This is a genomic window from Streptomyces sp. NPDC029292, assembly GCF_055569295.1.
In genome coordinates this window covers 147,605-165,121 of the sequence record NZ_JBVHXR010000012.1, presented here as the reverse complement: position 1 = coordinate 165,121, position 17,517 = coordinate 147,605, and the positions used below count along the sequence as shown (strand labels likewise).

Below are 17,517 nucleotides of genomic sequence, written 5' to 3'. Positions count from 1 at the left end.
AATCCTTTGGGACAGCTCGGCGGCGACCGCCGCAGCCCCTTCCGACAGCTCAGCGGCGGCCACCGGAGACCCCTCGGACAGCTCAGCAGCAGTTGTCCGCGGCCTCGATGAGCCGGGCCGCCTCACCCAGGGCGGCCCGCAGCACGGCCGGGTCGGTCGCGAGGTCCGCCTCGCCCGGCGGCAGCAGCCAGTCCGAGCCCTCGACCGGGGGCTCGGGGGCCAGGCTGAGGCCGCGGCCGTTGGTCTGCGTACAGGTGCTGCCGGGCACGTCCCAGCCGTCCGCGGTGCCGGGCGGCACCAGGAAGCCGAGGGTGTCGCAGCCGTCGTCGTGGAGTACCGGCCCGACGGCGTCGCAGGAGCCACGGCGGAGGATGTCGACCGCCTCCAGACCCTGCCGCGCCGGAACGGTCACCAGGTCGCATTCGGCGACCGGCTGCGGCGGGGCGCTGCACTCCGGGGACGGCCTGTGCTGCGCGGTCGACAGCGACGTACGGATCTCGGTGGTCTGCCTGATCTCCATCCCGGCCTCCAACACGGCACCCCTCCTGACGAGTGGGTCGGGAGTTCGGGCGGCTCCCGGTCCACAGGGTTCAACGCGTCAGGACGTCAACGGCTACGGCGGAACACCGCCGCAAAGGATGGCAGTTCATGGCAGATCGTGGATGAGATATCCGGTTTGTAGCCAAACCCAGCGTGGCTGCGCCGTCACAGCGGGTACGTTCTTGCCGCGCCGGAAACAGGGCACCCATAGGGCACAACCCGGGTAACTCTCCTTGAATCCGGCATGGTTCGACGGTTCGCAAGAGAGGGCCCGGCCATGACGTCGTCAACGGTGACCTCGTCCCAGTCCCCCCGGCCGTCGCGGCCGAATCTCGCCTTCCGGCGGCTGCGCGGACAGCGCTCGCCGGGCGAGTTCGCCGCGGCGGTGCGGCGGGCTGCGCGTGAGATCGGCGAGCGGGTCAGCTGCGACGCGCGCTACATCGGGCGCGTCGAGGCGGGCGAGATCCGCTGCCCCAACTACGCGTACGAGCGGGTGTTCCTGCACATGTTCCCCGGCCGCACGCTCACCGACCTGGGGTTCGCGCCCCGCTCATCGGTACGCGGGCGCGGGGCGCGCGACACGGACGAGGCGCCCCCTCCGCACACCACGAGCCTGTCGTGCGCCTCTCATGAGACGGAGGGGGCGCACGAGACGTATGACCGGCAGAACCCGCACCACACGCACATCCCGCACCACAGCCCGACCCCGTACGACCCGCACGATCCGCAAGACACGTACGACCCGTACGAGGACCACGATCAGAACCACGAGGAGAGCGACGTGCAGCGTCGCGCATTCATGACCGGAGGTACCGCCACCGTGGCGGTGGCCTCACTGGGGCCCTTCGGGGTCGTCGCGTTCGGCGGCTCCGCCGCTGCCGCGGAACGTCGCGTCCACCGGGCGGGCACGTCCGAGGCGGGCGCCCTCGAAGAGGCCGTACGCAAGATCCGGTTGCTCGACGACCGGCACGGGGCCGACGGCCTCTACCAGCGCGCGGCGACGCCGCTGCGGACCGCGTACGCGCTGCTCGACGCGGGCACCACCCGGCAGACGACCACCGACCGGCTGTACTCGGGGGCGGGTGAACTGGCCATCTCGGTAGGGTGGTTGGCGCACGACTCCGGACGCTTCGACGACGCGCGCTCGCACTACGCGGAGGCCCTCGCGACCGCCCGGATGTCGGGCGACCCGGGCCTGGAGGCGCACGCCTTCTGCAACACGGCGTTTCTCGCGCGCGACGCGGGGCGCCCGCGCGAGGCCGTGCGCGCGGCGCAGGCGGCGCAGCGCGCCGGGCGCCCCCTCGGCTCCCCGCGCCTGCTCTCCCTGCTCGCGCTGCGCGAGGCGGGCGGCTGGGCGGGACTCGCCGACCGCACGGGGTGCGAGCAGGCACTGGCCCGCGCGCAGGCGCTCTACGAACGGGGTCCTTCGGAGACGGACCCCGAGTGGATGACCTTCTACGGAGAGGCCGAACTGGAGGGCCTGGAGGCGCAGTGCTGGTCGATGCTGGGCGACTGGCCCCGCGCGGCCCGCCACGCACGCCGCGCCGCCGAACTCCAGGACCCGCACTTCACCCGCAACATCGCCCTCTACACCGCCGAACTCGCCGACGACCTCGCGCGCGGTGGCCGCCCCGACGAGGCCGCCCTCGCGGGCCTGCGCGTCCTGGACCTCCTGGGCGAGGTCCAGTCCTCCCGCATCCAGACCATGCTGGCGGGAACGGCCCGCGTACTGCTCCCGCACCGCAGGGCATCGGGCGTCTCGGCGTTCCTGGACAGGCACGCGTCGCTGCCGCGCACGGCGTGAGCGGAGTCAACGGCACTTACCGCGCCAACAGCGGCAAGAGGCTCAACAGGGCACGAGGGGCAAGAGCGCCTACGCGGTCAGATGCCCGCAGTCGTTCCACGACTCGATCGCCGGCTCGCCGTAAGCCCACCCGAGCACCGACAGCGAGGTCGGGTTGAGGCGGATGCGGGCCGCGAAGTCGAGGGGAAGACCGAGCCAGCGGGCGCCGATGGAGCGCAGGACGTGGCCGTGGGCGAAGACCAGCACGTCACGGTCCTCGGCGCGGGCCCAGGCGACGACCTCGTCCGCGCGCGCGGAGACCTGCTCCAGGGTCTCGCCGTCGGGAACGCCGTCGCGCCAGATGAACCAGCCCGGACGGACCGCCTGGATCTCGGCCGGGGTCATCCCCTCGTACGCGCCGTAGTCCCACTCCATGAGCGTGTCCCAGGTGGTCGCGCGCTCCCCGAAGCCGGCGAGTTCGCACGTCTCACGCGCGCGCACCAGCGGACTGGTGCGCACCTCGACCCCGGCCAGCCCGTCGAACGGCGCGCGGTGCAAGCGCTCGCCGAGCAGCTTGGCGCCGCGGCGGCCCTCTTCCAGGAGCGGGATGTCGGTCCTGCCGGTGTGCTTGCCGGACAGCGACCACTCCGTCTGTCCGTGCCGGGCCAGCAGGATGCGCGGTGCCATGAAGAGGGGCCTTTCCGGTCTGTGTGAGGGATGGGTCACTCCATCATCGCTCACGCGCTCACCGGGCAACCCGACGGGCGATCTCTGCGTCTTTGACGACCGGGGGCGCCCCTCAAGGGCGTTCACATACACCGTAAAATCGGATGAGGCCGCGGACCGTCGCCAGCAGACTGTGCAGACTGCCGGGTCACATAAGCAGATGGGGGAGGGCGATCGGATGCCGCAGACCGATGCATCGCGTACCGAGGCGGCACCACACGCCCGGTTTCGCCGGTGGACCGAGCTGCGGACCGCTGCGGCATCGCACGCCCGGCTCCGCTGGTGGACCGAGCTGCCGCTGATCGTGCTGGTGTACGCGTCGTACTCGGCGGGCCGTCTGCTGGCCCGGGGCGACACCTCCAGCGCCGTCGACCACGGTCTGGAGATCCTGCGCATCGAGAAGGCCCTCCACCTCAACGCCGAGCACCCGCTGAACCGCCTGTTCACCCGCGAGGCCTGGCTCGGCGTACCCGCCGACTTCTGGTACGCGTCCCTGCACTACCTGGTGACGCCCGCGATCCTGATCTGGCTCTTCCGCTCCCGCGCCGTGCGCTACCGCGCGGCCCGCACCTGGCTGATGACGTCCACGCTCATCGGCCTGATCGGCTTCACCCTGCTGCCGACCTGCCCGCCCCGGCTGCTCACCGCCGGGCACGGCTTCATCGACACGATGGCCCAGTACAGCTCGTACGGCTGGTGGGGCGGCGAGGCGAGCGCGCCGCGGGGGCTCGGCGGCATGACGAACCAGTACGCGGCGATGCCGAGCCTGCATGTGGGCTGGTCGCTGTGGTGCGGAGTGATGCTGTGGCGGTACGGCCGCACGCGTGCCGCGAAGGCCGCGGGCATCGCCTATCCGCTGCTCACCACGATCGTCGTGATGGGCACGGCGAACCACTACTCCCTCGACGCGGTCGCGGGCGCCGCGGTGATGGGCGTCGGGCTGCTGCTGACCCCGTCCGTGATGCGGCTCTCGGACCGGGTGAGGATGGCGCTGGGCGCCCGTTTCGCCTGGATCCCGGGCGCCTCGCGCGGCGCAGGTTCCTCAATTGTCAGTGCGGGGTGCCAGACTTCCACGGGTGAGCGAATTCCCCGACAGCGCGAGTCCCGAACCGGGCCGGGAGCCGAACCGGGTGCCTCCCCCACGGACGCGGGGGACGGCGCTCCGGCAGCGGCTCGCTGAGCTGCGCGGCCCGGCCTCCCCCACGCTCGACTTCACTCGCGCGGGGGGACCCCCATCGCCCAAGGCTCTCGACGCGCGCGCCCTCGCGGCGCTCGCCGCGAACCCCGGGTGCGAGCGGCGCGCCCTGCTGGACGGGGCGGGGGTCGACAAGGCGAAGCTGGCGGAAGGGCTGGGCTCACCGTCCGCCTTCGGGCAGTCGCAGTTCGCCTTCATGCGAGGCAATGCGTTCGAGGCACGGGTCAAGGCCGACGGAGGCGCGGAGCTACTGCGGCTCGTGCACGAGAAGCTGGACCCCGGCGCCGAGCCGCCCACGGCCGGTGTCGTCCCCGACCTGAGCGCCGTCGGCCCCGAGGGGCGCGCGGCCCGTACGGCGCTCGCCCTGCGCGAGGCCACCGCGGCCGGCGCCTGGACCCTGCTCGACCACCCGATGCTCGCCCTCGACGTCGCGGGCTCCCCTGCCTTCCTGGAGCCCGACGCGGTGGTCGTGCACCCCGACGGCGGCTGGACGGTCGTCGAGATCAAGTCCTTCCCGATGCTGGACGGTTCGGCGGACCCGGCCAAGGTGGGCGCGGCCGCGCGCCAGTCCGCGGTGTACGTGCTGGCACTGGAGGAGGTCGCCGCGCATCTGGAGCCCGTCCCCGAGGTCCGGCACCGGGTCCTGCTGGTCTGCCCCAAGGACTTCTCCAACCTCCCGACCGCGTCCGCCGTCGACATCCGCAAGCAGCGCGCGGTCACCCGCCGCCAGCTCGCCCGTCTCACCCGCGTCGAGGACATCGCCGCCGCCCTCCCCGAGGGCACCTGCTTCTCCCCCGACCTCCCTGCCGAGGAGCTGACGACGGCGGTCGAATCCGTCCCGGCGACCTACGCCCCCGAGTGCCTCGCCGCCTGCGAACTGGCCTTCCACTGCCGCGACCGCTCCCGCGCGGAGGGCGCGGTGACGTCCTTGGGCCGCTCACTGCGCGCCGAGCTGGGCGGGCTGACGACGGTGGGGGACGTGTTGGCGGCGGCTCATGGTGAGGCGGGGGATCCGGACGACCCGGCGGTCGCGGCGCTGAGGAGAGCGGCGACGCTGCGGGCCGAGGCGCTGGGGGCCCAGGCCTTGAGGGCAGGGGCATCGGCAGTCCAGGCCTTGAGAGCTGATGCGTCGGCAGTCCAGGAGGGTGCCGTATGTCGCTGATCGCCACCCTCGCCCGACTGGAAGCCGTCGAGAGCGGGCGCGCGCAGCCCACCGCGACCGTGCGGCACCGCCATCTCACCGAGCGGCCACTGGTGTTCGTGCCGCTGACCACCGCCGGTGAGGCCGGGGCTCCGCTCGGGGCGCTGGTGGGGACCGAGCGGGACGCGCCGCGGCTGCTGGTCGTGCCGCAGCCCCGCGACCGTGACCTGCGGTTCGCGTTCCTCGCCGAGCTGGCGGACGTCGTGCTGCCGTACGTCGACTCGTACGCGGAAGTCGTCGAGGCGGCCGAGCGCAATGAGACCGATCCGGAGACCGGCAAGCGGGTCAAGGTCGAGGTCGAACTGTGCGCGGACGCCCCGCAGTTGATCGTGCCGAGCCGGGCGGGCATCGAGTTCGTACGGCTGCTCGGGCGTTCCATGCGTTTCAGGCGCACCGCCGAGCAGGAGCCCGAGGCACCCCATCCGGCGCCACCCCGGGTGCCGTTGCTCGGGCGGTGGCTGACGCACTTCGGGGAGCGGTCCCGGGTGCCCGGCTCCGCCCTGCTGCTCACGATGACCGACGTGCTGTCCCGGCACTGGGCCACCGGGCAGAGCAACCTGGAGGACCAGCACCTGGGAGCGCTGCTCGCCTGGATCGACCCGGCGCACGGCGCGTCGGGCGCGGAGGCCGCGCTGCGGGCCGAGCTCCAGCGGGACGCCCGGGGGCAGCTCGTGTGTCCGCCCGCCGGGCCCGCCACCGACCCCGCCTTCGACAACAAGCTGCTGGCCCCGGCCATCGAGCGCTACGACCGCGCGCGTACGGCGCTCGCCGCCGCCGAGGACGGCATCGAGGCGGACGACCGGCTCGGTGAACTCACCGCCGCCGAGCGGGAGATCCGCGCCCTCGTCGAGAGTGTCACCCGGCCCACCTGGGACGCGGTGTGGCGCGGCCTCGACCTGCTGCGGGAGCTGCCCGAGGGCGCCCACGCGGCCGACCGGTGGACCCGCGACCGCTGGTCGTTCACCGGCCACCGCGACCGGATCACCGCGGGCGAACCCCCGCAGCCGCGCCGCGACGACGCGGTGACCGCGGCGAACAAGCTGGCCACGCGCGAGCGCGAACAGGCCCGCCTGGAAGCCCAGGAGGCCCTCGACGACCCGCTGGTCATGGCCGGGCGGCGGCTGGCCGGGGAGGCGTTCGCGGGCGAGGTCACGGATGTCGTGATGGCGTACAGCGAGGGCAAGCGGCCCAGCCCGCGCCCGCTGGTGACCGTCCACACGGACGACCTGCCGCATCTGGGGGAACGGGGCAAGGTGTACCGGTCGCTGGGCGGAAAACCGCAGGCCGCGGAGTTCGTGGGGTACGAAGGGTCCGGGGACGGAGGCGAAGGGTCCGGGGACGGAGGCGAAGGGGGTGCCGTCGTCGTGCTGCGCGTCGTCGACAAGATGGGGCGCGGCAAGGAGCCCGAGGCCGGGTCCGTGCCCGAGAAGGGGGACCTCGTCTGCTTCACGCTCTTCGAGCACGAGCAGCGGGGCGGGGCGAAGCTGCCCGACCCGGAGGAGACGCCGTGGACGCACGGCGGGCCACCGGGTGAGGCGGCGGTTCCGGACGCCGACCCCGTGACCGAGGAGGACGTCCTGTGAGGCCCGTGACCGAGGAGGACGCTCGGTGAACGGCGTGACCGAAGAGGACGTCCAGTGAGCCCCGTGACCGAAGAGGACGTCCCTGTGAATCCCGTCGCCGCTTTCGACCCCGGCGCCGAAGCCACCCGGGCCACCGACGCGATCCTGCGCGACACGCTGCACGGCACGCACCGCGGAGTCGTGGTCGACTCCCCGCCCGGCGCGGGGAAGTCGACCCTCGTTGTGCGCGCGGCACTCGAACTCGCCTCCGCCGGACGGCCGTTGATGGTCATCGCGCAGACCAACGCCCAGGTCGACGACCTGGTGCTGCGGCTCGCCGAGAAGGATCCCGAGCTGCCCGTCGGACGGCTGCACAGCAGCGACCCCGACCCGTACGACAAGGCGCTCGACAGCCTGGAGAACGTACGGAAGTCCGCGAAGGCGGCCGACCTGGCGGGCCTCGACGTCGTCATCTCGACCGCCGCCAAGTGGGCCCACGTGAAGGGCGTCGAGCCCTGGCGGCACGCGATCGTCGACGAGGCGTACCAGATGAGGTCCGACGCCCTGCTCGCCGTGGCCGGGCTCTTCGAGCGGGCGCTGTTCGTGGGCGACCCGGGGCAGTTGGACCCGTTCGCGATCGTGGGCTCGGAGCAGTGGGCGGGGCTGTCGTACGACCCGTCGGCCTCCGCGGTGACGACGCTGCTCGCCCACAATCCCGAGCTCCCGCAGCACCGCCTGCCGGTGTCGTGGCGGCTGCCCGCGTCCGCGGCGCCGCTGGTCTCGGACGCGTTCTATCCGTATACGCCGTTCCGCAGCGGCACGGGGCATGGTGACCGGCGGCTCAACTTCGCTGTGCCGTCGGACGGTTCGGGGCCCGACCGGGTCATCGACGAGGCGGCGGAGGCGGGTTGGGGGCTGCTGGAGCTTCCGGCCCGGCACACGCCTCGTACGGATCCGGAGGCGGTGCGGGCCGTGGCCCATGTCGTACGCCGGCTGCTGGACCGGGGTGGTGCGGCGACGTCGGAGCGGTCGGCCGATCCGGTGCCGTTGACCGCCGACCGGATCGCCGTCGGCACCGCGCACCGCGACCAGGCCGCGGCCGTACGGGCCGCACTGACGGACCTTGGCGTCGCGGACGTCACCGTGGACACGGCGAACCGGCTTCAGGGGCGGGAGTTCGATGTGACGGTGGTGCTGCATCCGTTGTCGGGGCGGCCCGACGCGACGGCGTTCCATCTGGAGACGGGTCGGTTGTGCGTACTCGCGTCCCGGCATCGGCACGCGTGCATCGTGGTGTGCCGGGCGGGGGTGACGGAGCTGCTGGACGACCATCCGTCGACGGAGCCGGTGCAGCTGGGGGTCACGGTCAAGTTTCCCGACGGGTGGGAGGCGATGATGTCCACGTGGGATCACCTCTCCGAGCACCGGGTGACGTGGACTCCCTGATTCGCCGGACGGAGTCCGGCACGCCGCCGGAGGCGGCCAATGGATGCAGCCCCGACGGGTGGGAGGCGAATCACACGGTGCTGTCGCATCTGGGGGAGCATCGGGTGGGGGTGGTGGCCATAGGGCACGGGGGTATCCGCTCCGGGGTGCTCGCCCCGGGTACCCGCCCTGGATCCTGCTGATCCCCGACTGGGCCGGGCCCCGGGCCCACTTGCGCGGGCGGGGGAGAATAGACGGTGGCCCACCCTCCCTCACGCTCGGCCTGTCTCGCGCGGGGAGCCCATGGCGGGCCCCTGAACCGTACGAGGAGGAGAAGACATGGCGGAGCCCACGCCGCGTCGGAACGAACCGCGGCTTCGCCCCGCGCCCCTGCTCTTCGAGCCCGCGGAGGCCGCCGGCGATCCGGAGCACTTCTTCGATCTGGAGTCGATCGACGATCCGCGTGCGCTGCTGGACCGGGCCACGGAGCTTACGCACGCGTTTCGCGCGGCGGCTGATCGTGCCGTCGAGTTTCAGGCGATCGCCGCGGCGCAGCTCGCGGATCCGCGTCGGTTCGACCGGCTCACCGCGGCTGCCATCGCCGAGCGGGCCGAGTGGACCGAGGACTACGCGAAGAAGATGGTCGAGTTCGGGCGGGATCTGCTGCGGGGGGCGGACGGGAACGGGCATGGTCTTGGGGTGGGCGACCTCGCGTGAGCCCGGGGGCGCCTGCGGAGGTTTTCGCCCCCGCCGCCCCTTCCCGTACCCAACCGACCCTTCCCGTACCTGGGGGCTGCGCCCCCAGACCCCCGCTATCGGCCTGACGGCCTCGTCCTCAAACTCCCCCACTCTCGGCTTCTCCCCCACTCTCGACTTCGCTCGAGCGGGGGGACCCCCATGAGCGGGGGGACTCCCACGACGGGCTGAGAGATTCAGCCCGACGCCGAGTCGATCGCCTCGTCCAGGACGTCCCGGGAGCGGACCAGGTCGGCGATCGCGCGGTCGATGCGGTCGCGCTCGGCGGTGAGGTCGGCGATGAGCCGGGGCGTGGCGATCTCGGAGGGGCCGCCGTCGGTGTCGCGCATGCAGGGAAGGAGCTCCGCGATCTTCTTGCTGCCCAGCCCGCCACCGCCACCGTCTGAGACTCACGTCCGGCCCTCACGTCCGGCTCTCACCCCCGGCTCTCACGTCCGGCTCTCACGTCCGGCTCTCACGTCCGGCTCTCACGTCCGGCTCTCACAAGATCTTCTGGCATATGCCAGCGGGGCAAGATACTCCACCCCACCCCCTCCTGTCCTGATTTCCGGCAACCCTCAGAGACGGAACGCTTACCCCCGGTAGATGTAATCGCCATGAGCAGCACACGGAACCCGGCAAGCACTTCCCCTCACGGCCCCGGCGCACCGTTGCCCGACCGGTTCGACAGCTCGGGCGTCACCTCCGAGGGAGCCGCCTGGCTCGCCTCTGCGGGGACGTATCCGCGCAGCACCCTGGCGCTCTGGGAGGATCGGCCCGGCGCCCCGGTCGTCCTGCCCTGCGGCAGCGCCTTCGACGTCGTCAACGCTCCGGCCATCTTCGGGCGGCGGATGCTCGACCGGTTATGGGACGAGGGTCCGGGCTCGGGCCCGGTGGCCACGTACCGCGGGCGGATGCTGCTGTTCACGGCGCCCGGTACGGCTCACCGGCTGCCCTCACTGCTGGAGTGGGAGGAGTGGGGCTCCCGTGGCACCGAGGGCCGCGAGGACGGGCACGTCGGGCGGTGCGGCGGGGTCCCGCCCCTGCTGTGCCACGGCTCCGGCGACGCGGTGACCGTCCCCGCCCTGACTCCCGACGGCACCGGGCGGAGTGCCGCCGCCCGCCCGGAATCCCGCTGGCTCGTCGCCCCCGACACCCGGCATCCATGGCTCCCCGGCCCCGAGATCCTGCTCTGGGCGGCCGTCCGGGCGGCCCGCGCCGCCGCCTCCACCGCGGTGCGCATATCGATTTTTCCTCCTGCCGATCAGGATGCTAAGGTCTACGACGTCAGCAGGCGCCGCTAGCTCAGTTGGTTAGAGCAGCTGACTCTTAATCAGCGGGTCCGGGGTTCGAGTCCCTGGCGGCGCACGCTAGCGATGGCGAGGCAGGTTCGTGGAAACGCGAGCCGGTCTCGCCATCGTTGTTTTTGCTCACGCCATCCCATTGTTTTGCTCACGGCATCGTGATCTTCACCGTCCACGCCCCGGAAGCCGTTCGGTCCTCCACCTCGATCCGTACGTTCTCGCCCGGCACCGTGAAGCTCTCCCCCAGGGCCACCGGCGCGTCCGCGAGGGGCGGGTAGACCGAGTCCTCCCAGCAGGACTCGTGGTGGGGGTGGGCGTCGACGACCTCGATCGGGCCGCCGCCCGATTCGGTCTCGCTGCGGACGCGGTAGATGAGGATGCCCTGCGAACACGTCGCACCGTCGTTGCCCCCCGAGCCGCGCGCCTCGAAGGCGAGCTCGCTGTCGGGACCCGTACGGACCACCGCCAGCTTGGTGCCGCGACCGGAACCGAACGTCTGCACACCAGAACCGGAGGGCTGCGCACCGGATCCGAACGTCTGCACACCAGAACCGGAGGGCTGCGCACCCGATCCGAAGGCCTGCGCACCGGAGCGATAGGTCCGCGCGCCCGAGCGGAAGGTCCGCCCGCCCGAGCCATAGGACTGCGCGCCCGAGCTCCCCACTCCCGATGCATCCGCCCCGGCCACGCCCGGCCCGGCGGAACCCACCCCGGCCGCCGCCCCCGGCCCCGCCTCCGCCGGCTCCAGCGTCAGCCGCGTACTGCCGGGACCCAGCACACACGCCACCTGGTGCGGTTCCAGCCAGCCCAGCTTCCACTTGTGCCAGGCGAAGAGGTCGGGCGCGAGGCCGAACTGGCTGCCCATGAGGTCCCAGTCGCCGACGTAGGTGTCCCAGTCGCCCTTGCCGTCGGAGGGGCGGTGGTAGAGGTCGGGCAGGTCGAAGACGTGGCCCGTCTCGTGGGCGAGGACGAGGCGGTCCGGCGGGTGCTTCTCGAAGACCGTGACCACGCGGCGGATGTCCTTGCCGTCGGCCCGCATGGGGGTGTCGAGGTTGACCACCTTCGTCGCGTCCGAGTCGACGCCCGGCGCGTCCGGGTCGGCCACGAAGTAGACGATGTCGTAGCGCGAGAAGTCGACCTGTTTGTCGGCCACGGTGAGCGCGTCGCGCAGATAGGCGGCGCGGTTCTCCGCGTTCCAGTCGCGCTGTATGGCGTACGACGTGGAGGCGTGCGGCATCCGGATCCAGTCGCGCTGGGGATGCGGGCGCACCGTGAACTTCCCGTACGAGGCACGCTCGAAGAAGCGGCTGGTGGCCGGGAAGTAGTCGGCGGTCAGTTCGGCGGGCGTGGTCCGTGGCACGGAGTCCGGGAAGGACAGGAAGACCATCACCGCGTCGAGGGGGTGAGTGGGGCGCACATAGCCGGAGTTCCAGGTGTCGACGCCCTCCGAGTGGTGTGCCTCGGTCCGCTTCAGGTTGCACGCGGCCGAGCGGGGTTCGGCGAGCGCGGGCCCCGGCATCAGCGAGGTCGCGGCCAGTGCCGTCATCGAGGTGAACACGGCCGCGGTGCTGCGCCAGCGGGGCGCCCCGAAACGGACAACTCCCCGCAGCACCTCACGAGTACGCCCCCGCAGGATCTCGCGGGTGCGACCCTGCGGGGCCTCACGGGCGAGACCCCTCAGGGGGAGCTGACGCGGCACGCAGACCTCCGGATGCGGATTTCGAGACACCGCACCCAGCCTGTGTGAGTTCGTATTACTTTGCCCTGTTTGTCTGCACCAGAAGAGTGAGGGGCTCCGCGAGGCCGACACCCCGAACACTCACGGAACGTCACATGCGATCGGCAGGGGATGGAACCCGTCCAGATGCAGGCAGAAACGATCTGCCAGAAGTGGCGGTTGTTCCGGGACACTGGACAGTGGCTGCGCGTCCGGGAGGCCAGCCTCTATGATCGGCACACTTTCCTGCACCGACACGGCTTGTGCGGCCGTCCATCACCGGCCGACCGCCCCGAGATACCCATACGATGAACGAGTGCACTGCGGGAGCGAGCGGTGAGCGGAACGTCCGAAGGGCCGGCGCCCGCGGCAGACCTCGTCCGGCCGGCCGTCACAGAGCGTGACATCAACACATCTCCTCGTACGCCCGTCGGGTCACCCGGGTCACCCGGGTCGTCTCCCGGCGCATCCGTCTCAGCCGAAACGCCTCCCGGCGCGCCCGCGTTCACATCCGTGTCCGCCGCCGGCTTCGCCGCCGCGCCCCTCGCGATGGCCGTCGTCGACCGCGACGGTCTGGTCGTCACCGCCAACGAGTCGCTCGGCGCGCTGCTCGGTGCCGGGGCGGACGCGCTCGCCGGGCGGATCGCCGCCGATCTGGTGGACCTGGCGTCCGACGCCCGTACTTGGCACGCCTACCGCGAGGTGCTGCGCGGCCGACAGGCCCGGCTGCGCTGCACGCGGCGCCTCAAGCACCCCGACGGGCACTCGCTCTGGGTCCAGCTGACGGTCACGCCGCTGCCGCCTCAGGAGCGGGCCGTGCTGCTGTCCGTCGCCGACATCAGCGCCCGGCGTGAACTCCAGGCCCGGCTGCGGCACTTGCAGATGCACGACCCGGTGACCCGGCTGCCCAACCGCACCCTGTTCTTCGAGCGCCTGTCGGCCGCCCTGGAGGCGGAAGCGTACGAGGAGGGCGGCACCGGCCGGATCGGGCTCTGCTATCTGGACCTGGACGGGTTCAAGGCGGTCAACGACACGCTCGGCCACCGGGTCGGGGACCGGTTGCTCGCGGCGGTCGCCGAACGGCTGACGCGCTGCGCCGACGAGGCGGGTTACGCGCGAGCGGCCACTCCCCTGGTGGCGAGACTCGGCGGCGACGAGTTCGCGCTGCTCGTCGAGGACTCCACGGGGACGGACCAGTTGGCGGACCTCGCCGAATCCGTCCTGAAGGCGCTTCAGGCCCCCTTCGACCTCTCCGGCCAGCGGCTGTCCCTCTCCGCCTCCATCGGCGTCGTCGAGCGGCGCGCCGCCGGGACCAGCGCGACCGGGCTGATGCAGGCGGCGGACACGACGCTGTACTGGGCGAAGGCCGACGGCAAGGGCCGCTGGACCCTCTTCGACCCGGAGCGCAACGCCCACCGCATGACCCGCCAGGCCCTCTCCTCCACCCTCCGCGCGGCGATCGAGCGCGGTGAATTCGCCCTGGAATACCAGCCGTTGGTGGGCATGGAGGACGGCGGCGTACGCGGAGTCGAAGCGCTCGTCCGCTGGAACCATCCGCAGTTCGGAATGCTGACGCCGAATCGGTTCATCGGATTGGCCGAGGAAGACGGCTCCATCGTGCAGCTCGGCCGCTGGGTGCTCGCCACCGCCTGCCGCCAGGCCCGCCGCTGGCAGCTGGACCACCCGGACGCCGTACCGATCTTCGTCAGCGTGAACGTGGCGGTGCGTCAGGTCTGGGACTCCGACCTGGTCGCCGACGTGGCGGAGATCCTCGCGGAGACGGGCCTGCCGCCGCATCTGCTCCAGCTGGAGCTGACGGAGTCGGCGGTGATGGGCTCGGCCGGCCGCCCCCTCCAGGCCCTGCAGGCCCTCAGCGACATGGGCGTCCGCATCGCCATCGACGACTTCGGCACCGGCTATTCGAACCTGGCCTACCTGAGCCGCCTTCCGGTCTCCGTCCTGAAACTGGACGGCTCCTTCGTCCGCGGCTTCCAGTACGAGAACCTCGACGGTACGGCCGCCCACCCCAACCCCGCCGACGAGGTGATCGTCGAGGCCCTCATCCAACTCGCCCACCGGCTGGGCCTGACGGTCACCGCCGAATGCGTGGAGACCGCCTCCCAGGCCTCCCGCCTGCGCGGCATCGGCTGCGACACCGGCCAGGGCTGGCTGTACTCCCGGCCGGTGGCGCCGGATCGTATCTCCGCACTATTGACGGCGTCCCGCGCTCAGGCCTGAGCCTCCTGAGCCTCCTGGGATTCCTAGGTCTCCTGGGTCCCCTGGTGGGTCTTCGGCAACCCGTAGGCGTCCGCGATCAGTTCGTACGAGCGCAGGCGTACGTCGCCGCTGTGCGCGTTGCCCGTGATCATCAACTCGTCGGCGCCCGTGCGCTTCTGCAGGTCGTCGAGGCCGGAGCGGACCTCGTCGGCCGTGCCGTGAATGACGTTGGAGTTCCAGCTGGTGATGAACTCCCGCTCCATGGGGCTGAATTCGTACGCCTCCGCCTCTTCGGGGGTCGGGACGAGTCCCGGGCGGCCGGTGCGCAGGCGGACCATGTTCAGGGCCGCGGCCATGACCTGGCGGCGGGCCTCCTTCTCGTCGTCCGTGGCAAGGGCGGAGACGCCGATGAGGGCGTACGGGGCGTCCAGCACGGCGCTCGGCCGGAAGGACTCGCGGTAGAGGTCCAGCGCCGGGATCGTGTTCTGCGCCGAGAAGTGGTGGGCGAAGGCGAACGGGAGGCCGAGGATGCCGGCCAAGCGGGCGCTGAAGCCTGAGGAGCCCAGCAGCCAGATCGGGGGGCGGTGCGGGGACTGGACGCCGCCGGGGGAGGTCGACTGGATGGGGCCCGGGACCGCGTGGATGCGGGCGTACGGGTGACCGTCCGGGAAGTCGTCGTCCAGGAAGCGGGTGAGCTCCGCGAGCTGCTCGGGGAAGTCGTCGGCGCCTTCGCCCAGACGCTCGGTGCGGCGCAGGGCCGCGGCGGTCGCTCCGTCCGTGCCCGGGGCCCGGCCGAGGCCCAGGTCCACCCGGCCCGGTGCCATCGCCTCCAGCGTGCCGAACTGCTCCGCGATGACCAGGGGGGCGTGGTTGGGGAGCATGACTCCGCCCGAGCCCAGGCGGATGCGGGTGGTGTGGGCGGCCAGGTGGGCGAGGATCACCGCGGGCGACGACGATGCGACGCCCGGCATCGAGTGGTGTTCGGCCACCCAGTAGCGGTGGAAGCCGCGGGATTCCGCGAGGCGGGAGATTTTGACGCTGGTGTGGAGGGCGTCGGTCGCGGTGCGGCCTGCGCCGACGGTGACCAGGTCGAGGACCGACAGGGGTACGGGGGCGGTGCCCTGCGCTGTGCCTCGGATCTCGTCCGTCTCGTCCACCGGGTGCCTCCTGCTGTCTGCCGTTTGTACGTCGCGTGTCCGCGGGGTACGAACAGGAGGCTGTCTCCGTTTATTCCCGGTGGGCCGGGGTGGGGGCTGGGCGTGGGGTTGTTTTCGCCCCCGCCGCCCCTACCCGTCCCGTATCTGGGGGGCTGCCGCCCCCAGACCCCCGCTTCGGCCTGAACGGCCTCGTCCTCAAACGCCGGACGGGCTGAGAATCAGCCCCCGGCGTTTGACGGGGGTAGGGGCGGCGGGGGGCGAAAACCCCTACGCCTGGACGATCGGTTCCTTCGTGAACAGGGTGCCCAGTTGGGGGGCGTTGACGCGGCGGTCTGCCAGGCGGAGGGCCTCCCAGACGGTGACCTGGTTGGCGGTGAGGACGGGCTTGGAGAGGGCGTGTTCCAGGGCGGGGATGTGGGAGGCGGTGTGCAGGGCGGTGTCGGGGAGGAGGACGGCGTCCGCGTCGGGGTGGTCGCCCTCGCGGGCCAGGGCGACCACCTGGTCGTACCCCCACGTGGCGACCTCCGCCGCCGTGATGACCCCGGAACCGCGCACCGCGACGACCTCCACCCCCGCATCCTTGAGAAAGGCGGCGAAGAGCGCGGCCACGTCATCGGGGTACGTCGCAGCGATCGCGACCCGCCGGGCGCCGATCTCCCGTACGGCGTGCGCGAAGGCGAAGGACGTGGAGGAGGCGGGCAGACCGGCCGCGCGGGCGAGGCCGCGGACCTGCTCCTGGGCGCCCTGCCAGCCGTACACGAAGCTGCCGCTGGTGCAGGCCCACACCACCGCCTCGGCACCCGACAGACGCAGCTCCTCGACGCCCGCCGCGAGCCGGCCCGCCGAGCCCATCTCGAGGAGCGCGTCCACGCGGTGGGCGTCCTCGCCGATGTCCGTGTGGACGACGGGAAGGCGGATGTCGCTGCCGAGCAGCTGCTCCATGCGCGGGTAGTCGTCCTCGGCCGAGTGACCGGGGTAGAGGAAACCAACTGCTGTCATGCCCAACCTTCCTGTTCTTCCGGCAGTACCGGCCCCCGGCGAGCGGATTCGTCCAGTAGAGCTTGATAGGGGCCCACGGCCCGGGTACCCAGCTGGCGCAGCGCCGCCCACATCGTCACCTGGTTGGCCGAGAGGACCGGGATGCGCAGTTCCGCCTCCAGCTGGGGGATGACGTCGTACGTCGGGAGGTTGGTGCAGCTGATGAAGAGCGCGTCGGGCGTTCCGACGGCCGCCGCACGCGCCATCTCCACCACATCCCGGTACGGAACTTTCCAGATGTGCCTGGTCAGGCCCATGAAGGCGCGACCTGTGACGCGGATGCCCGCCTCGGCGAGGTACTCCTCCAGGGACTGGGTGACCGAGACCGTGTAGGGGGTCACGAGCGTGATACGGCGGGCGCCCAGCTCCTCCAGCGCGGCGATGAGGGCGCCGGACGTCGTGACCGAGGCGACCCCTCCCGCCCGTGTCATCGCCTCGCACATCGCACGCTCCCCGGCGACGCCCCCGACGAAGCTGCCCGAGGTGCAGGCGTACGCGACGACCTCGGGCGCGACCGCGTTCAGGGCGCGCACCGCGTCGCCGAGCGTCTCGTGCTCGGAGACCAGGCGGGCCAGGTCCAGACTGACCTCGACCGGCACGAACGGGGTCCGGGTGAGGTGCAGGGAGACGTCGTCGGGCACCCATCGCCACAGTTCGCGGTCGAGGGCGAAGTCGAAGGGGGCGACGACGCCGACACCGCGCTGGGCGCGGGGGCCGCCGAGAAAAGAGACGTCCATGGCAGGCACCGGCCTCACTAAGGGAAACGGGTGGGCAACGGACCGTAGGTGGGCCCGTGTTGACGAAGGTAGGTTCGGGTGCGAGCGTGGTCAATCCGCGCATCTCAGACGGCTCCGGCACACCTCTCTTCTCATAACCATCCAGATCCTCATAACCATCCAGATCCTCGGACTCCCCCA

General features: G+C 72.0%; 14 protein-coding genes, 1 tRNA gene and 1 pseudogene. 9 read left to right on the top strand and 7 right to left on the bottom strand.

Annotated elements, in window-relative coordinates; all coding sequences use genetic code 11:
• Positions 1-82: 82 nt before the first annotated feature.
• Complete coding sequence (locus ACZ4WS_RS25850) at positions 83-520, bottom strand: hypothetical protein (RefSeq protein WP_467983782.1); 438 nt, start codon at positions 518-520, stop codon at positions 83-85.
• A gap of 297 nt (positions 521-817) precedes the next feature.
• Between ACZ4WS_RS25850 and ACZ4WS_RS25845 the strand changes: the two genes are divergently transcribed.
• Positions 818-2,344, top strand: a complete 1,527-nt coding sequence (locus tag ACZ4WS_RS25845) for a hypothetical protein (RefSeq protein WP_467983780.1) — start codon at positions 818-820, stop codon at positions 2,342-2,344.
• A gap of 69 nt (positions 2,345-2,413) precedes the next feature.
• Here ACZ4WS_RS25845 and ACZ4WS_RS25840 read toward each other — a convergent pair whose 3' ends face one another.
• Positions 2,414-3,010 (bottom strand): histidine phosphatase family protein, encoded by a 597-nt coding sequence (locus ACZ4WS_RS25840; protein WP_467983778.1) that lies wholly within the window; start codon positions 3,008-3,010, stop codon positions 2,414-2,416.
• 217 nt (positions 3,011-3,227) lie between these two features.
• On the opposite strand from ACZ4WS_RS25840, the gene ACZ4WS_RS25835 reads away from it, so the two are divergent.
• The 5 genes from ACZ4WS_RS25835 to ACZ4WS_RS25815 all read left to right on the top strand — a co-directional run bounded on the left by ACZ4WS_RS25835 (position 3,228) and on the right by ACZ4WS_RS25815 (position 9,149).
• On the top strand, positions 3,228-4,229 hold the full coding sequence (locus ACZ4WS_RS25835; RefSeq protein ID WP_467983776.1) for a phosphatase PAP2 family protein: 1,002 nt from the start codon (positions 3,228-3,230) through the stop codon (positions 4,227-4,229).
• A complete protein-coding gene (locus ACZ4WS_RS25830) occupies positions 4,180-5,406 on the top strand; it encodes a hypothetical protein (protein ID WP_467983774.1) in 1,227 nt (408 codons plus the stop codon). The genes ACZ4WS_RS25835 and ACZ4WS_RS25830 overlap by 50 nt, the downstream gene beginning before the upstream one ends.
• Positions 5,397-7,028, top strand: a complete 1,632-nt coding sequence (locus ACZ4WS_RS25825; protein WP_467983772.1) for a hypothetical protein — start codon at positions 5,397-5,399, stop codon at positions 7,026-7,028. Before ACZ4WS_RS25830 ends, ACZ4WS_RS25825 begins: the two co-directional genes overlap by 10 nt.
• A gap of 63 nt (positions 7,029-7,091) precedes the next feature.
• A complete protein-coding gene (locus ACZ4WS_RS25820) occupies positions 7,092-8,453 on the top strand; it encodes an AAA domain-containing protein (RefSeq protein ID WP_467983771.1) in 1,362 nt (453 codons plus the stop codon).
• Between the two features lie 318 nt (positions 8,454-8,771).
• Positions 8,772-9,149: a hypothetical protein gene (locus ACZ4WS_RS25815; protein ID WP_467983769.1), complete on the top strand. Its 378-nt coding sequence runs from the start codon at positions 8,772-8,774 to the stop codon at positions 9,147-9,149.
• Between the two features lie 215 nt (positions 9,150-9,364).
• On the opposite strand, the pseudogene ACZ4WS_RS25810 reads toward ACZ4WS_RS25815, so the two are convergent.
• Positions 9,365-9,556, bottom strand: a pseudogene (locus ACZ4WS_RS25810) (MerR family transcriptional regulator); the annotation flags it as partial.
• 228 nt (positions 9,557-9,784) lie between these two features.
• Between ACZ4WS_RS25810 and ACZ4WS_RS25805 the strand changes: the two are divergent.
• Positions 9,785-10,471, top strand: a complete 687-nt coding sequence (locus tag ACZ4WS_RS25805) for a bifunctional DNA primase/polymerase (RefSeq protein ID WP_467983767.1) — start codon at positions 9,785-9,787, stop codon at positions 10,469-10,471.
• Positions 10,462-10,535, top strand: a tRNA-Lys gene (locus tag ACZ4WS_RS25800). The genes ACZ4WS_RS25805 and ACZ4WS_RS25800 overlap by 10 nt, the downstream gene beginning before the upstream one ends.
• 84 nt (positions 10,536-10,619) lie before the next feature.
• Here ACZ4WS_RS25800 and ACZ4WS_RS25795 read toward each other — a convergent pair.
• Positions 10,620-12,017 carry a M6 family metalloprotease domain-containing protein gene (locus ACZ4WS_RS25795; RefSeq protein WP_467984021.1) on the bottom strand — a complete coding sequence of 466 codons (1,398 nt, stop codon included), beginning with the start codon at positions 12,015-12,017 and terminating at the stop codon, positions 10,620-10,622.
• Between the two features lie 507 nt (positions 12,018-12,524).
• Between ACZ4WS_RS25795 and ACZ4WS_RS25790 the strand changes: the two genes are divergently transcribed.
• On the top strand, positions 12,525-14,426 hold the full coding sequence (locus ACZ4WS_RS25790; protein ID WP_467983764.1) for a putative bifunctional diguanylate cyclase/phosphodiesterase: 1,902 nt from the start codon (positions 12,525-12,527) through the stop codon (positions 14,424-14,426).
• A 23-nt stretch (positions 14,427-14,449) separates the two neighbouring features.
• Here the strand turns inward: ACZ4WS_RS25790 and ACZ4WS_RS25785 are convergent, their stop codons facing one another.
• The 3 genes from ACZ4WS_RS25785 to ACZ4WS_RS25775 all read right to left on the bottom strand — a co-directional run bounded on the left by ACZ4WS_RS25785 (position 14,450) and on the right by ACZ4WS_RS25775 (position 17,337).
• A complete protein-coding gene (locus ACZ4WS_RS25785) occupies positions 14,450-15,562 on the bottom strand; it encodes an LLM class flavin-dependent oxidoreductase (RefSeq protein WP_467983762.1) in 1,113 nt (370 codons plus the stop codon).
• 267 nt (positions 15,563-15,829) lie between these two features.
• The gene (locus ACZ4WS_RS25780) at positions 15,830-16,561 is read right to left on the bottom strand and encodes a maleate cis-trans isomerase family protein (RefSeq protein ID WP_467983760.1); all 732 of its coding nucleotides are present in this window, start codon (positions 16,559-16,561) and stop codon (positions 15,830-15,832) included.
• Entirely contained in the window at positions 16,558-17,337 is a 780-nt protein-coding gene (locus tag ACZ4WS_RS25775) for a maleate cis-trans isomerase family protein (protein ID WP_467983758.1), read from the bottom strand. The genes ACZ4WS_RS25780 and ACZ4WS_RS25775 overlap by 4 nt, the downstream gene beginning before the upstream one ends.
• Between the last annotated feature and the right edge of the window lie 180 nt (positions 17,338-17,517).

Bases quoted from the DNA above. Each gene is read 5' to 3' on its own strand.
- ACZ4WS_RS25850 (WP_467983782.1), bottom strand. From the start codon at position 520: ATGGAGATCAGGCAGACCACCGAGATCCGTACGTCGCTGTCGACCGCG.
- ACZ4WS_RS25845 (WP_467983780.1), top strand. From the start codon at position 818: ATGACGTCGTCAACGGTGACCTCGTCCCAGTCCCCCCGGCCGTCGCGG.
- ACZ4WS_RS25840 (WP_467983778.1), bottom strand. From the start codon at position 3,010: ATGGCACCGCGCATCCTGCTGGCCCGGCACGGACAGACGGAGTGGTCG.
- ACZ4WS_RS25835 (WP_467983776.1), top strand. From the start codon at position 3,228: ATGCCGCAGACCGATGCATCGCGTACCGAGGCGGCACCACACGCCCGG.
- ACZ4WS_RS25825 (WP_467983772.1), top strand. From the start codon at position 5,397: ATGTCGCTGATCGCCACCCTCGCCCGACTGGAAGCCGTCGAGAGCGGG.
- ACZ4WS_RS25815 (WP_467983769.1), top strand. From the start codon at position 8,772: ATGGCGGAGCCCACGCCGCGTCGGAACGAACCGCGGCTTCGCCCCGCG.
- ACZ4WS_RS25805 (WP_467983767.1), top strand. From the start codon at position 9,785: ATGAGCAGCACACGGAACCCGGCAAGCACTTCCCCTCACGGCCCCGGC.
- ACZ4WS_RS25795 (WP_467984021.1), bottom strand. From the start codon at position 12,017: ATGACGGCACTGGCCGCGACCTCGCTGATGCCGGGGCCCGCGCTCGCC.
- ACZ4WS_RS25780 (WP_467983760.1), bottom strand. From the start codon at position 16,561: ATGACAGCAGTTGGTTTCCTCTACCCCGGTCACTCGGCCGAGGACGAC.
- ACZ4WS_RS25775 (WP_467983758.1), bottom strand. From the start codon at position 17,337: ATGGACGTCTCTTTTCTCGGCGGCCCCCGCGCCCAGCGCGGTGTCGGC.